Genomic DNA, 16,244 nt, shown 5'->3' with positions numbered 1-16,244 from the left:
AACAAATAAACATCATTTGGGCAGAACAAATGCCGCCGAAAAAACACCCAGAACACCGTTGTCCACGGTATGACTGTACGAAAAAATCTGATTACCGTCCGATAACTACCACCACTAAGCGTCCAACGCGATATTCCCAACATTGTGACTCGCCCGCTCATGGCTAACATGGCCGTGATGATCTGGCTTAACTGCCGCATCGTCGTCACTTTTATTTCTGGTAGTAGGCATTGCAACAGTGCTAGTATGTCAAACATGGGCTGTATGTGGCTTTCGAGTTGTCGTTGTGGAAGACTATAACTCTACTACATCAGCCCTCTTTTTATACTCTTTTTTTGGCTACAGTATTGGACTAAGTTAGTCAGTTAAGTGGACTTTCACAAGAGCCAATTTTATACTTTTATATAAGTCCACTTAAAAATTGAGTATGGATTTAGCGATCGCTCTAGATAGTCGTCTACCACAGCCACTTCATCAACAAATCTACGAAGAATTACGACGGGCAATTTTGACTGGGCGGTTACTACCACGCCAAAAAATTCCCTCCACGCGATCGCTGGCCAAATCTCTAGGCATTTCCCGGACAACGGTAACACAGAGTTATGAACAACTTTTAAGTGAAGGCTATTTGCAAACAATTATTGGTTCTGGTACTTATGTCTGCGCTCAACTACCCGATGACCTGCTGCATTCTGTGCCTGTGATTATGGATGAAAAACAGAATGCTTCCCCTATTCAGCTTTCACAGCAAGGAACTCGCTTAACCAAGACCCTATTCTCATTACAGACAGAAGTGAACACTACCATCAGCTTTCGCTATGGAAGACCTGCACTGAAGGATTTTCCGAGAAAACTGTGGTCTAAGTTGTTGTCACGGCACTGCAAGGCTGATTTAGACTGGTTGGACTATGCGACGGATTTTCAAGGATATCTGCCCCTAAGAGTAGCGATCGCTCATTACTTAGCACGGGCAAGGGCTATAAAGTGCGATCGCGAACAAATTATTATCACCAATGGGACTCAACAAGCTTTGGATTTAGTGATGCGGTTGTTGGTTGATCCGGGTGATAGCATCGGGATGGAAGACCCTGGATATTTGAGCGCCCGTCGGGTGTTTCTCAGTCATGGTGTAAATTTGTTACCTGTGCCTGTAGATGCCTCTGGTTTGATGGTAGAAAAATTGGCAAACAGTGATGGAGAAAGAATTCGCATGGTCTATGTCACTCCTTCCCATCAGTTTCCTACTGGATCTACTCTATCTCTACCCCGACGTTTGGAGTTGCTCTTATGGGCGCAACAGCATAATGCTTTGATTTTAGAAGATGATTACGATAGCGAGTATCGTTATGGCGACCGCCCTATTCCTGCGCTCCAAGGATTAGACCAGAGCAATTGTGTGATTTATATGGGTACTTTTTCTAAGGTTTTGTTCCCTTCGCTGCGAATAGGTTATTTGGTTGTACCACCACATTTAGTATCGCTGTTTGCTCAGGTGAAGTGGTTGAGTGATCGGCAATTACCAACTTTAGAACAAAAGGTATTAACAGAATTTATTGCTGATGGATATTTGGAAAGTCATATTCGGAAAATGCGCTCTCTATATGACCAACGTCGTCAAGTGCTGGTACAAACATTAAATACACATTTTGGCGAACAAATTACTATTTTTGGTGAGAATGCAGGTATTCATATTATGGTGAAATTTGACACTCATTTGCGTGATGAAACCATAATTGAGCGTGCGGAAACGGTGGGAGTGGGTTTGATGTCTGCTCGTTCTTCTTATCTCAATTCGTGGAGTCACGAAGAGGAAAAGGGGCAGGGGGCAGGGGGCAGGGGGCAAGGGGGAAGACCGGGACAGAGCTTGGACTCTGCCCCGTATAAGCGTCCTAGAAGGACGGGGCTTGTTCCCCCCGCTCCCTGCTCCCTTTCCCCCTGCTTCTTCCGGTCAGGGTGAATTTATTTTCGGCTATGCTGAACTGGATGAAATGCAGATTCAAGAAGGTATTGGTCGATTGGTTGAGGTTTTTGGCGTTGCTGATTAAGAATATGATTTTGTTTCACGCAGAGGAGCCAGTGCGTTGCGCGGGTTTCCCGCGTTGTAGCAACTGGCGTAGCGCTCCAGTCACAGAGAGTAAGAGTTTGAAATCATTGATTTTTCAATTTCATACCCTAATTCAGCAACGCCAGGTTTTTAAGTAGTTACGCCAAATCAGTAATCAGTGGTCAAGTCTATAGTAGCAATGGGAGCATATCTATACGAACGACTTTTCTGCCCCCTGCCCTAAAAGCGATTGGGTATTTTTTTATTTGGACGAGCATAACCCAGTTGTTCTGGATCATGAAAATTATTCCAAACATAGTGGTCTGCATTTTGTTTTACCTGCGAGATTATTGGTTCATAAGTTTCTTGAACTCGTTGTTTGATTTGCTCTCTAGAAAACTCATAAATGGGGTCAATGGAAACAACTGAATATCCAAGTTCTGTCATTTCAGCATTGAAACTTGCTGGACCATCACCACAGCCAAGAATTTTCTTGTTTAGGTCTGTTTCAGATAGATTAAACATGAGCTTATACTCTTGTAGTGTTCTACCCCAAGGCACAACTTCATTTAATTTCATAATTTTTCTGATTTAGTTATTGATAAGCTAGACCACAGATACCAACAAGCGATAGTGCGGTAAGGTTTCCAGTTTTCTCCTAATTGTTCTACAGTTAGTTTATTAGGAAGTTCTGGTAGACTATAAAGGCGATGGATAGCATTACGAATACCCAAGTCATCTACAGGTAAAACATCCCAACGATGTAATCTAAACATTAGCAACATCTGCACTGTCCACCGTCCAATTCCCTTAACTTCAGTTAAGGTTTTGATGATATTTTCATCATCCATTAACAGTAAATCATCTATGGTGGGTAATTTATCAAATCGTTCTGCTAAGTCTTTGAGATATGAAATCTTAGGACGAGAAATGCCAACTTCTCGCAAAACATCATCTGGGGTGTTGAGAATATCGCTGGGGGTTAAAACAGTGTAAAGTTGTAAAAATCTCTGGTGAATAGCTGTTGCTGCTTTACCTGATAATTGTTGGTAAATTATTGACCGACAAAGTGAAGATAATAAATCCCCTGTTTGCTGTACTTGATTGAGTCTACACTCCCCCACCTGTTCTATTACTTCTGCTAAAATTGGATCTGCTTGTTTTAATGTGTCAATAGCAACTGCGTAATTCATGAAAATTTGAAGTCATCCACTGTGATTGCTTAATTGGTTATAATTCCCACATCTGTGCAAAAATTTAACAACCTTCCCCTTCGTTTTCAACGTCTTATGCTTTTTACTTCATTTACTTGCGATATGCTATAAGTTTTTTGTGTTGCGCCCCGTTATCCTTATAATTACTCAAAAGAAAAATCAACCATGCCAAAAAACTGGATTATTAAAGTAGATAATTATTTCCATGCTAACCCCGATTGCATTATCGCTACTGCCCATGTAGACACATTCCCCACAGATTTACCTTTAGAACCAAATATCAGAGAACCAAACCGCAAAAGTTCAACATACAGGCAAATCTTTGACTCTCTCACTACTGAACCACAGAAATTCTTTGAGCGTCACAGTGGTATAGTTCTGTGTGCCAATAAAGTTAAACCCAGTAAGGATAAAAAACAACTGGAACTAGAGGTTTTAGAAGCTGCTGAGGGTGGTAACGATGGTATTATTAATGGTGGACACACTGTTTTAGCATTTGATAGTGCGAAAAATTATAAGTATGACCTGAGCGTAGCGCGGGTCAAAATTACTATTCACATTGGATTAGAAGAAACTGAAGCTAAAGATATAGCTTTAGCCTCTAATACTACATCACCAGTAGATTCTCGCTCTAAGGTCAATGCTAGGGGAGATTATGACTTTATCAAAAGTTATTTAGCCCAGTTAGAACTCAAAGAAAGTAGAAAATTTAGAGTAGCTTATTACCAAAACCAAAGCGGTGTTCCTAAAAATACCCATTGTAATGTTACCCATTTGTTCAAGTTACTAAACTGCTTGGATAGAAATAGATACAATCCGGAAGGTAATACGAGAAGTAAGCACCCGGCTGTTAGCAATAGTCCTAGTCAACTTTCTGATGGTGAGAGGGAAAGATTAACCAAACTACTGCCTCTGCTTACTAAAGCTATGTGGATAGAACAAAGGCTGTATGAAATTATTCAAGAATATATCAGCAAACCAAAAAGAAAAGGGATCAATGATTTAGCATCAATTGATATGCGGAAAAATACTCTACTGGCTGACAGTAAATATTCTTTTGGGTTTGGTGCGCCTGGAGATTTGGCGTTACCAATAGTTGCATCTTACAGGGTATTTCTAGATAAAGATTATAACTGGATTGTGCCTTTTGAGGATTTCGCTGAAGATTTTCTTCAACAGTTGTGGGACAGTTATTTCCGTAAGTATTTAATTTCCGAGAAAATTGCTGGTAATACGGTGGGTGCGAAAATCTGTCGTAATCAAGAGATTTGGGATAGTCTGTATATTTTTGCCCAAAGTTATCTGAATCAGCTTTTGGTGAAGATGGTTAATTCTGCTAAACGTGAGGAGTTGACGTTAACGCAAAGTTGAGGAGGAGGATAATTTATTCTTAGGAGTTTTCTTAAATAACGGCTACACAGAAATTGAACGGGAGTTAATCGTCTTGCTTAAGACTATAAGGTTTGGTTATGCCTATAGTTCAACAATATGAAACATTTCCTTGGACGGCTATAACAGGGCAGAGGGTTTTTAGCCAGTTGGAGACTATTAGACTATTTTGAGCGATCGCTATTGTCTCGCTTCGAGTGAGTTTAATTTACTCAACACGATTTTGTTAGTAAATGAGTTGGGTGATAATACAATAATCAAATGGCGACTTTTTACCCTGAAGAAACAAAAATTATATGCCTTTACCTGGTGGAGCAACTGACAAAATTGGTAATCGTTATGAAGGTCGTTGGACTGTTTATTGCATGATTGATGTCATGGATGAGAAAGCTGACTCAATCCAGCTAGAGAAACCAGGAGAAGATGGTTTTGAGTTCATCGTCAGTCGTAATGGAAAGTTAGAGTGTCACCAAGTTAAACGTCAAAAAAGTGGACTTGGGCGCTGGACAATTAGTGCGTTGCAGGATGATAAAGTCCAAGTTCTCTCGGATTTTTGGACAAGTCTGAATAATAATCCAAATGTTTCTTGTATATTCGTTTCTACTCAGGATGCAAATGAACTAACTGAATTAGCTAATAGAGCTAGAGATGCAGGAGATTGGGAAAAGTTTAAGAGCGATTTTCTTAATAAAGACTTATCTGGCAAATTCAATAAATTACTTCAAAAATGGGGCAATTGCTCGGAAATAGCTGCTTTTTATGCTTTAAAGCGAGTTCGTGTTGAAACAGTGGGAGAAAATTTATTAGTTGAAATTATTGAAAGTCGTTTAGCAGCTTTAGTAGAAGGTGATTCAAAAACAATCAGACTCGAACTAGCTGAATTAGCACTAGAAAAAATTCATCAGGAATTGACCACCTATGATATTTGGCATCATTTAGAAGAACGAGGATATCGCCGTCGGGAATGGGGTAAAGATGATCATGTTTTAGCTGCGGTTGATTCTGTGAACAGCCGTTATACTTCATTACTACGTGAAACTCAAGTTATTGCTGGTGATGTCATTACTCGTGATGAAGCACAAATTGCTTTTGAGGAACTAACTGAAAAAAAACAGAGCATTTTACTGGTTGGTGAAGCAGGAGTAGGTAAAAGCGGCGTTATGCTGCAAGTATTGGACAAGCTACAAAGTCAAGGTATTCCAATACTTACCTTTCGTGTAGACAGTTTAAAACCAACTCCATTACCTGATAAAGTCGGTGAACAGTTAGGTTTACTGGGTTCTCCGGCAATTGTTTTAGCTAACATTGCTCAAAAGCGAGATTGTGTATTAATAATTGACCAACTTGATGCAGTAAGTTTAGCATCAGGTCGCAATCCAGAGTTTTTTGATTGTTTAGATGAAATTATCAGGCAAGTTCAAGGACATCCTAATATAAAATTATTATTAGCTTGCCGCAAATTCGATTTAGATAATGACCACAGGTTAAAACGGTTGAGTCGTGAAAAAGGTATTGCTAATGCTAAACCTGTAATTATTAATCGTCTTTCACATATAAAAGTTAGAGAAATTGTCACTAAATTAGGCTTGGATTCAGCACAACTAAGTGAAAAGCAAATAAATTTATTATCTGTGCCATTGCATCTTGGCTTACTTTCAGAAATAGCCGAAAGTAAAACAATAGATGTTTTAAATTTTCAAACAGCAAAGGAGCTATACGACGAATTTTTACAACAGAAAACCGACAAAATAAAAGTGCGTCTTGGTCATTCTATCCAATGGACTAACGTAATTGATGTATTGTGTGATTACATAAGCAACGAGCAACCGCAAAGTTTATATGCGCCTGAAAGGATAGTTGATGAATTTCGAGATGATGCTAGAGCAATGGCTTCTGAGCATATTTTAATTTGGCAAAATCAAAGTAAGCAGATTTCATTTTTTCATGAAAGTTTTTTTGACTATGCTTTTGCTCGTCGCTTTGCATCTCGCGGACAAAATATACTGTCATTTTTAGGAAAAAAAGAAGAACAACATTTATTTCGACGCGCCCAAGTTCGTCAAATTCTAATTCATGAACGTGAAGCTGATTTTGACAGCTATATCAATAATATTCAGGAATTACTTACTAGCCCTGACATTCGTTTCCACATTAAACAGGTAGTATTTGCATTATTGGCAACTTTAAATGATCCAAGAGAAGAAGAATGGCATATTATTTCGCCATTAATTAAAAATCCGACTGACACAATCACCAAACAAGTTTGGTTGACATTATATAGCTCTGTAAATTGGTTTCATTTATTGGATAGTTTAGGGATTATCCAAAATTGGTTACAAAATGAACCTGAAGGTTATATTGATTCAACAATAAAGTTGTTATCAATTATGCAACGGCAGATTCCAGACAGAATAGCTGAGTTAATAGAACCATTTATAGGAGCAAGTAAAGGATGGAATGAACGATTAGATTACATTGTTCAAAATGCAGAACTTCACACAAGTAGAAGGTTCTTTAAAATATTTATTAGATTAATTAATCAAGGTATTATTACTCAAAATACAAAATCAGATATTATTGACTATAGTCGTGATTTCTGGCAAAAAATTTATTCTTTACCTAAAGAACGCCCTGATTGGGCTTGTGAAGCAATTAGCTGTTATCTCAATAGATATTTAGATTTAAGTATAGCTGCTGGACAACCTAATCTGTTTGATAGACAATCTGGTATTCTTCCCCATAGTCAGTTTGATGAAGGAGTTTTACAAGAGAGTGCGCGTAACGCTCCACAAGCGTTTATTCAACATTTATTTCCCTTTATCCTTCGTGTCGTAGAATTAACAGCTAAGAAAGAAGGTAATCCACCCTGGTATGATTTAATATGGTATTACCGACCTTATGGTCAAGGCTATAACATACAGGATGAGTTGTTAAATGAGATGGAAGTAGCACTATCGAATTTAGCAACAAATAAACCTGAAGAATTTACAACTTTTGCAGACCAACAACTTCGCAACTCAAATTTTGAAACAATTCAGTTTTTGTTAATTCGTGCATATACTGCGAATGGTAAAAGATTTGCAGACGAAGCAATTGATTATCTTTGTGAAGAATCAAGACGACTTGAAATAGGTTATTCTGCTGGTGCTGGAAATATTCATGTTGCTCCCTATTGGGCTACACGACAGCTTATAAAAGCAAGTACCTTTTATTGTTCTGAAGAAAAATTAATGAAACTTGAAACCATAATTCTCAATTACTACGACCAATATGAGAAAAGTGCTAATGCTCGTTGGTTTCGAGGTTATTCACAGCTTGTTTTATTAGACGCTATCCATCCCTCTCGACGCTCAAAAACAGCCATTCGTAGGCTACAAGAATGGCAACGTAAGTTTACAGATTTAAATTTACTAAATCCACTAGGAAAAATTGAACCACCAGAATCCATAGAATGTCGGTTTGTAGGTTCTCCAATACCAGAAACAGCGACTACTAAAATGACCGATGAACAATGGCTTAAAGCTATTTCCAAATATGATTACAATGATGGATTTCAACGGACTGGGGAACTGACAGGAGGGGCGTTTCAGCTATCAAGTTTTTTGGAAAGTGAAGTTAAACATGAGCCAGCGCGTTTTGCTTCATTAATTTGGAAATTCCCAGATAATGCTAATTCATACTATTTTGATGCAGTTCTACGTGGTATTGCTGAAGTTGGGTTGGATGTTCAAAGTGCTTTTCTTGTTTGTCAGCGTTGTCATCAATTACCACAACGTCCATGTGGCAAATCAATTGCATGGCTGTTTAAAAAACGAGCTGACCTTATTTGGACAGAATCCGCTTTTGAGATTTTACTCTACTATGCACTAAACGACCCCAATCCAGAGCAGGAGCTTTGGCGTGTTAAAACTTCAGGTGGACAAAATTACTACGGTGGTGATATTTTGATGACTGGTATCAATTCTACACGAGGTAGTGCGGTAGATGCGATCGCTAAACTAATTTTTGCTGATAAGAATCGTGCTGCATATTTCCAAGCATCTATGGAACAGATAGTTAGAGATTCTTCTATTGCTGTTAGGTGTTGTGCTGCTGAAACACTGATAGCAATGCTGAATTATGATAGAGACTTATCGGTCAACCTTTTCTTAGAACTTAGTAAAACTGAAGATGAACTTTTAGGGACAAGTCCTGTTGAGCGTTTTCTTTATTACACATTGAACACACATTTTCAACAATTAGCGCCAATTCTTGAGCGAATGATTGTTTCTGATTTACCAGAAGTAGTGAAGGCTGGTGCTAGACAGGCCTGTTTATCATCCTTAATAATTGAGGAAGCACATTATTTTGCAAACCGTTGTCTTTCTGATACCGAACTACATCGTATTGCTGCTGCTGAAATATTCGTTGCTAATTTGAAAATATCTCATCACCGTCAATTCTGTGAAAACAGCTTAATTCAACTTTTCAATGATAATGATGAACAAGTTCGCCAAGAAGCTGCTAAATGTTTTTTTAGATTTGAAGGAGAGGAATTAGGTGCTTATTTCACTTTAATTGAGGCGTTTGTTAATAGCCGCGCTTTTGAAACTGATTGCAATCATTTAATTAATGCTCTTAAAGAAACAACAGCTAAACTGCCAGAAACAGTTTATCAAGTGTGTGAAAAATTTGTCAATTCTATCAGTTTCGCTGCTGATATTCATACTCGTAATTTTGGTAATGTAAGTAAAATCAGCGAATTATTAATACGTCTTTACGGTCAAAGCAAGGATAAAAGTTTACGTTCTCGTTGTCTTGATTTAATTGATAGTTTGCTTGAAGTAGAAGCTTATGAAATAACCCAAGCTTTACAAGAATTTGAAAGGTGATTTTTATGATTAATACTGCCCTCAAAAAATCACGTTCTTTAGTAATCAAAAATTAGATATTGTCAGAATACAATAGATATTCGCCTATGTTAAATTTTTCAAATCTTCTACTAATGATGCACCCTTAGCTAAGTCAGCAGCCACCAACTCTACAACCTGCCAAGATGGATTAGCGTTACGTAGGCGATCGCGAAGAAAGCGATCGCGTCTTCTATTTCCCCCTTGATGAAATGCTGCTCCATCTATATATATAGCTAGTCTGCGTTCGGGGATGGCAAAATCAGCCACAGAAATGGGATTACCCATCGGTACTGGTACTTGTTTTTGTGGATAAAACCCGTGTTTCTGAAATAATTGCAGAAATTTGAATTCTAGAGGTGAACCCACACCAGCTTCATAAGCTGTCAACCAAGGGAGAGGATCTTGGATATCGCCAGTTTCTAAAGGACGGGAAACAAGGGGGGCTTTCTCCAGTTCTGTTAAGGCTGGTATGGCTTGCGGCCAGTTGAGTAGTTCATGATACCTTTGATTTTGATAGGATTTTAGGCAACGGTAGCAAGCTGTCTCACATCTTGGATGTTGCAAATGTTCATTAGCCCTTTTTGCCACTAAATGAAACTCATTAGCTATACGCCGGAGATAGCCACTACCCCCTAAACTGGGGTCTATAAACGTTAGAGATACAAGATGATAACGCTTGTCTTTATCTTCAACTTGCCAAGGTCCCTCAAACTCAAAATCTATTTCCGAACCATCCAGCATATATTGATGCTGCATCCCAGCCTTAAGTGCATAACCGAGAGATAATCCCCAAGACTGCAAATCATCTTCTTCTATAGACTTAGGGACTGGAATTGTTAACCGCAGTATTTCCGCCTTACTTGCAGTGACAATTGCTAATGGTTGTGGTTTTTTCCCTGCTTGGGAACATTTTTCAGCATGACCGAAAGGATCTTCCTGACCAGATTTACGAGCTTTGCGCCGTCCTGAAGTAACTTGTTGTTGTAAGTCTGTATCTTGCAGCATCCGTCCGCAATCACTACATAATAAATAACCTTTAGCTTGCTCATGCAGCAGCGAAATACCCTCTTCTCGGTCTTTCTCTTTAGGAGGTAATCCTTCATTTATCCAGCGTACCTCTTCATCCCGACTCAGATGTAGTCCCCAGCCTGCGCCTACTGTCCATCTTGCTACAATCTGTCCATTCCACTGCGGGTAAGTTTTGACAAGACTACGAGTGGCATAGCGTTCTTCTTCATCAAGAATGGGACTTTCATCTCGTCGCGCTAAAAAGCCTGCAAACTCAGCAGATGGTAAGTTACGTCCTGGTGTACTGGTTTTACATCTAGGACAACAGGGTTCATCAGCATGATAGCGTAACTGGCAAGTATGACATAATCTATACAGCCAAGTTGCACTTTCGGTTCTGGGATTCCAAGGTGAGGAATTATCTAAACCAATGACTTTCCAGCGTTTGGTACGGGCAAATACTTGAGCATCAGGTTGAAATTGACCAATACCAAAGCGACGCGCTACGCTTACAGGGTCTTCTTCATGGTCATCGCCTAAAAGTCGCAATGCGGCGGGTTGAGTAGGAAATTCATAACCAGGAAGGATGCCAAATTCAGCAAATCTACGTAAAGGATATCCAGCGGAACGGTCATCTGCTTCACCTTGCTTTGCTTGTTTATCTGTTTGAATACCAAGGATACGGGCAATAAGTTGACCTGCACGAGTTCCGGCACGTTCACCTTGCAATTCTTGGGAGTAAGTATTTAAGGCGGTTCTTAGTTCTCCAACTTGTTTGGCTGTGCGATTGATGACATCCTGAATACTCTGGGGTAGACTTTGCAAATGCGATCGCAATGCGGTTTCATCTAGTTCCGCTTCAGTTAAAATACTACCTTCCCATGCGGACAAAGCTGTAGATATGGCTTGCTCAAATTGTGCCTGTACTCCAGCAATCAAAGCGTCTACTGCTGCTTGCTGAACTTCACCGACAGGAGAGACATAATCAACCATTTTACCTGCTAATCCAGGTTCGGCTGCACCAAAAGCGATCGCATTCAGATGGCGAAAGATCACATCTCGGTTGCCTAATGCTAAAGCTGGTGCTGGTACTTCCCCAGCAATCATTTCCCCTGGTTGGTCGTAAAAATACTGGTCATGGGGCGTACTGCGAGCATAACTGATGACTAAACCAATACGGGTACGTCTTCCCGCACGTCCTCCCCGTTGGGCATAATTATCTGGGCGGGGTGGTACATTCCGCAAAATTACTGCATCTAGTCCACCCACATCAATACCCATTTCCAAAGTAGGAGAACAAGCTAACACATTGACCTTTGATGTTGATGCCTGAGCTTTAAAGTCTTCTTCTAAATCTACACGCACATCATTAGGAATTTGGGCGGTATGTTCCCCAGCAACTAGGGGAATAAACTCTGGTGAGAGAATTCGCTTCACATAACGATTTTCCAACACATTGGACTCTCGCCAATGGATTAAATTACCATGACAGTGAGGACAAGGGTATTTTTCTCGTGTTCCTAACAAGGGGGTAGCACAAACTTGGCAACGATAACGCTGTTCTGCTGTAGCTAATTGCATTTGCAATATTTCGGCATTTATTTGCAACAAGCTGATTTTTTCTCGAAACCCGTATAATTCGGCTGCTACTAGGAAACTACCATTTTGTAGCCATTCCAGCAGTTCTATCATATTTTCTTCAGTAGGTTCTATGCCACCAAAGCCAGATAGTAGATGTTTGAGAATTCTTTCTAAACTGGGTCCTCTACCACCAGCTTTAGGTTTACGCCAATGGTTATTAACTTTGACACCATAAGGAACAGTAGCACTATCAAGGTAAGCCACAGGTTGTCCCCCTGAAAGAGCATAACCTTGGGGTTGCTTAATCCGGCGTTCCCACTCAGCAGCTAAAGTATATTTGGGACAACTGGGATGGGCTGGGTGATAACGAAGTAACTCACGGTTAAGACAGCCACGAGTGCGAATTTCATCAAGCAAGCAACGGCAAATATATTCTAAATGCTCTTGCGAAACACCAAGATATCTAGCAATGTCTGCGCCTTGTGTCTGCACATATTCATCTAGGCGATGGTACTTAATTTGCACTAAACCCAAATTCATTAAAGTGGCACGATATCCAGCAGTGATGGCGATTTCATCTAATAGGGGGGCTTCTTCCCAAGCGCGAATTCTTTCTTTAGCTTCATCTGTCAACCAAGCCTGAGAATTGGCGGGTGCATATTTGTTATCATGTTCGTCTATACCTATTTGCCCCAACAATTCCACAACGCGCTGCAAAGAAAGTATCCCTTGAGATTTTAATAGTTGCACTACTCGTCGCCGCATTCTGTCATAACGACTAGCAAAAACAATAAATCTGGCTTGGTGAGCAGCATCTTGGCGGCTGTCACTAAAAATTAGCAGCCTTTCTTTACCATCATATTCCGGTTGACCCCGGTTAGCAGTAGCTAAAGCTTCCACTAATCCCTCACTTAAAACTTTGACGGCGGCGGATGTTCCTAAAGCAACAGGGGTAATAACGTTGCGGCTACCTGCTGTACCGTTACAACATAAACAACGAGTCCGCGCTGGCGCAAGGGTAACGCGCCAGGAATATTCGTTGGCATCACTACTAAAGAACAGGGTACTTATATCAAAAGAACCGTGCAAGATGGGTCGTTTTTTCATCTGTTTGGGTTGCTTTTGGCTACTTTTAGCAGTGGGAGAGGGTGGTGCTAGTTCTTCATCGTCTTCTTCATTATCTGTATAACTATTTAAACGATTGGTATCATAAAGCATCCATTCTGGCTCATCCCCTGGGCTGGCACTAGGTTGCAGAGGTGCGGCTGTGGCTTCTCCGGCAAACCGCAGGTAATCTGCTCCACAATTACGGCATAGGTAGAGAGGAGCGGTTTGATAGCCACAATCACAACGTTCTTCACCCATTGGATAAAGTTTGCCGCAGGTGGGGTTAATGCAACGGTGGAATTGCCAGCCACCCCTAATCAGGCGATGAGCGCGGAGTTGCAAAGCGGCGGGAGTTCCTTCTGGTAAGGCTGCACCTACTAATAGAGCAGTTTTTATCTCAGTTTCTAGTTGTTGGTTGGTAAAGTGGGAATAAGTAGTTATTTCTTGTTTGACTTTTTCGACAATTTGTGATATGGATAAAGGGGAGCGAATCAGCCAGCGATTTAAATCCCACAGCAGCCGGGAATGATAGACGGCCTTGTTGATTGGTGTATTTGCAGGTTGTCCGCCTAAAGCACAAAGAGCAAGTCTAACAGCTTCTGCATTACTGACATCAACATTTGGGAGTGTAACTGGTTGGGAAGAATATACTGCTTCTAGGGGTATCTGAATTTCTGCCAATTCTTCACCAATTACCCGAATAGTAGAATTTATAGCACCAGATATTTTACTAAAAAATTCTTGAACGGCTTCATCCCTACGGCTAATTCTGTCAGCTTGAGATATTGGGTTTGCATCATGCAAGTTTTCTTTTTGAGACATTTCTGCATCTACACTTTTAATAGTGGCAGAAGTGCCAACGGGGATAAGTTGGGGATAGCGTTTTAATTGTATTTCTGGGGGAATGTTAACACACCAATCTTGTTTAGCATTAGCTAGATGAGTTTTGAGTCGTCTTACCAGTAAAGCAATGTTACTACCCAGAGTACCCCGATAAGTATGGACTTCATCAAGTACCAAAAAACGACAACGATGGTTAGCAAAGATATTTTCTCGATCTGCTGGACGAACTAACAAATATTCCAGCATCATATAATTAGTTAATAAAATATGTGGTGGGTTTTGGCGTAAAGCGTTACGTTGTAATTGAGAAGTACCCCGGTCATATTTAGCAACAGTAATAGCACCATCCCAACCAGAAGATTTCAAATATGTTTCAATACGTAATAGTTGGTCATTGGCGAGGGCATTCATCGGGTAAACTAAAATGGCGGTTAGTCCCGATTTTTTAAATTGAATAGCATCTTCAATAGCATTTTGAATAACTGGTAATAGGAAAGTTTCAGTTTTACCGCTACCTGTACCTGTAGTAACGACTAAGGGTGTAGCTGACTGACTCAGCAGGTGGGATATGGCTTGACTTTGGTGTAAGTAAGCAAACTGGCTTTTAGAACGTTGTTGCATTACTTGGGCTAGTTTGCCATCAATGGGTAATGAATGCCAAGGTGCGCCAGTTTTAAAAGGACGATGAGCTTGATAAAAGGGTTCTTGAGCTAAAAATAAAGGTTCGTCTAAGGCATTTTCTAAAGCTGCTTTTAATTGGGAGTCTTTAGCACGAAACTCTGTTAATAAATAATCACGATATTCAGCAATTACTTTATCTAAAGCTTTGATAGGATGGAGGGGGGAAAGAGGCTGGGGGGAAGAGGCAGGGAGCAGGGAGCAAGGAGCAGGGGAGGGGGGAGAATTGTTGGATAAGTTTTCTAAATTATCGTGATTGTTTTGAGGTTTTATATCTGGTGCAAGGTCTGATTCAACTAATGTAATTCCCTGGCTATCATTAAATCTGTCATTAATAAATTGCTGAAATTGTGCTGTTAATTTAGGGGTGAGGGTTTGTTGTTCTAGAACTTGGCTAAATTGGCTAAAATCCCAAGTTGGGGGAATGGCAGAAAATAAGGATGTGAGTTGTTCTGGAGTCAGGTTTTCTATGTCGGTGCAGTCGAGAAGAGCAATATTTTGTACTAAAACTGAACTGATGGCAGTTAGGGCGTTTTCTCCTTGTAAGATTAAATTTTGCAGTTGAAATGTAGGTTTATTCATAGATGTTAAGGTAGATTAATGACCCGACAGCAACACGACCAATTTGCGAAACAATATTTAGAAGAACTTCTGTCACCTTTGGGAAAAGTGGAAGTCAGTCGGGAAGTGACTGACGAAGTTCGTCAAGTGGATATTTTCTTTTCTCCCGAACCATCACCAGCAGTTAATCCTTTGTCTTTAGGGTTACTAGGTAGAATAGCTAGAAGTACGGCTTTGTTAGAGCCTTTTCGCAACCAACCAAGTAAAACTGAAGTGCGTAATTGTATCATAAAGCTTTTTTCTGTCTATGGGGAGTTGCAACGCAAAGCCAAACGGGAAAATACTTCTTTACCAGAGGGTAATTTACCAAGTTTATGGGTTTTCGCTCCTTCTGCTTCTACTGGTTTACTGGAGAGTTTTGGAGCTAAACTAGATTTAGATAATTGGCTACCAGGGGTATTTTTTCTGCCTTATGCTTTCAAAACGGCGATAGTGGCAATTAACCAGTTACCTGTCACTGATGAAACGCTTTTATGTAGGTTGTTAGGAAGAGGGAAGGTTCAACAAGAAGCGGTGAAAGAATTGGTTGCACTACCACCGGAAAACCCGTTGCGGCACAATATTCTAGAACTGGTTTTTAGTTGGCGTGTGAGTGTGCAAACTCAGGAAATATTAACAGAAGATGACCAGGAGTTAATTATGAACTTAACAGAAGCTTATCAAGAAGCTAGGGCTGAGGCTGTACAAGAAGGTGTACAGCAAGGACAGCGTTTAGTTTTGGAAAATTTGTTGAGGGCAAAATTTGGAAATTTGGATGATGAATTATCCAGAATTCTGGATAATCTGCTAAATTTACCAACTGAGGAATATACTCGTTTGTGTTTACAATTATCCCGTGAGGAGTTGTTAGCAAGATTCAATAATTAA

8 protein-coding genes are annotated in these 16,244 nt (G+C 40.1%); 4 read left to right on the top strand and 4 right to left on the bottom strand.

The genetic code is table 11. The features are described from left to right. Positions 1–257, bottom strand: a 257-nt coding sequence (locus ANA7108_RS29270) for a transposase (protein ID WP_144052428.1), incomplete at its 3' end; no start/stop codon positions are given. Between the two features lie 170 nt (positions 258–427). Here ANA7108_RS29270 and ANA7108_RS28055 point away from each other — a divergent pair. Beyond that, on the top strand, positions 428–1,957 hold the full coding sequence (locus ANA7108_RS28055) for a PLP-dependent aminotransferase family protein (protein ID WP_016953850.1): 1,530 nt from the start codon (positions 428–430) through the stop codon (positions 1,955–1,957). A 327-nt stretch (positions 1,958–2,284) separates the two neighbouring features. Here ANA7108_RS28055 and ANA7108_RS28050 read toward each other — a convergent pair whose 3' ends face one another. Together ANA7108_RS28050 and ANA7108_RS0126435 are read right to left on the bottom strand one after the other, a co-directional pair. After that, positions 2,285–2,623, bottom strand: a complete 339-nt coding sequence (locus tag ANA7108_RS28050) for a hypothetical protein (protein ID WP_016953849.1) — start codon at positions 2,621–2,623, stop codon at positions 2,285–2,287. Further along, positions 2,620–3,237, bottom strand: a complete 618-nt coding sequence (locus ANA7108_RS0126435; protein WP_016953848.1) for a DNA-3-methyladenine glycosylase — start codon at positions 3,235–3,237, stop codon at positions 2,620–2,622. Before ANA7108_RS0126435 ends, ANA7108_RS28050 begins: the two co-directional genes overlap by 4 nt. A 186-nt stretch (positions 3,238–3,423) precedes the next feature. On the opposite strand from ANA7108_RS0126435, the gene ANA7108_RS0126430 reads away from it, so the two are divergent. Both ANA7108_RS0126430 and ANA7108_RS0126425 read left to right on the top strand, forming a co-directional pair. Continuing rightward, entirely contained in the window at positions 3,424–4,629 is a 1,206-nt protein-coding gene (locus tag ANA7108_RS0126430; RefSeq protein ID WP_016953847.1) for an AIPR family protein, read from the top strand. 314 nt (positions 4,630–4,943) lie between these two features. Further along, positions 4,944–9,518 carry an NACHT domain-containing NTPase gene (locus ANA7108_RS0126425; protein ID WP_016953846.1) on the top strand — a complete coding sequence of 1,525 codons (4,575 nt, stop codon included), beginning with the start codon at positions 4,944–4,946 and terminating at the stop codon, positions 9,516–9,518. An 84-nt stretch (positions 9,519–9,602) separates the two neighbouring features. Here the strand turns inward: ANA7108_RS0126425 and ANA7108_RS0126420 are convergent, their stop codons facing one another. Continuing rightward, a complete protein-coding gene (locus tag ANA7108_RS0126420; protein ID WP_016953845.1) occupies positions 9,603–15,338 on the bottom strand; it encodes a DEAD/DEAH box helicase in 5,736 nt (1,911 codons plus the stop codon). An 18-nt stretch (positions 15,339–15,356) separates the two neighbouring features. Between ANA7108_RS0126420 and ANA7108_RS0126415 the strand changes: the two genes are divergently transcribed. Continuing rightward, complete coding sequence (locus tag ANA7108_RS0126415) at positions 15,357–16,244, top strand: hypothetical protein (RefSeq protein WP_016953844.1); 888 nt, start codon at positions 15,357–15,359, stop codon at positions 16,242–16,244.

It is taken from the genome of Anabaena sp. PCC 7108 (assembly GCF_000332135.1).
In the GTDB taxonomy this organism is placed as follows: domain Bacteria; phylum Cyanobacteriota; class Cyanobacteriia; order Cyanobacteriales; family Nostocaceae; genus Anabaena.
This window is presented reverse-complemented; position numbering and strand designations above follow the sequence as displayed.

Bases quoted from the DNA above. Each gene is read 5' to 3' on its own strand.
- ANA7108_RS0126415 (WP_016953844.1), top strand. From the start codon at position 15,357: ATGACCCGACAGCAACACGACCAATTTGCGAAACAATATTTAGAAGAA.
- ANA7108_RS0126430 (WP_016953847.1), top strand. From the start codon at position 3,424: ATGCCAAAAAACTGGATTATTAAAGTAGATAATTATTTCCATGCTAAC.
- ANA7108_RS0126425 (WP_016953846.1), top strand. From the start codon at position 4,944: ATGCCTTTACCTGGTGGAGCAACTGACAAAATTGGTAATCGTTATGAA.
- ANA7108_RS0126420 (WP_016953845.1), bottom strand. From the start codon at position 15,338: ATGAATAAACCTACATTTCAACTGCAAAATTTAATCTTACAAGGAGAA.
- ANA7108_RS28055 (WP_016953850.1), top strand. From the start codon at position 428: ATGGATTTAGCGATCGCTCTAGATAGTCGTCTACCACAGCCACTTCAT.
- ANA7108_RS28050 (WP_016953849.1), bottom strand. From the start codon at position 2,623: ATGAAATTAAATGAAGTTGTGCCTTGGGGTAGAACACTACAAGAGTAT.
- ANA7108_RS0126435 (WP_016953848.1), bottom strand. From the start codon at position 3,237: ATGAATTACGCAGTTGCTATTGACACATTAAAACAAGCAGATCCAATT.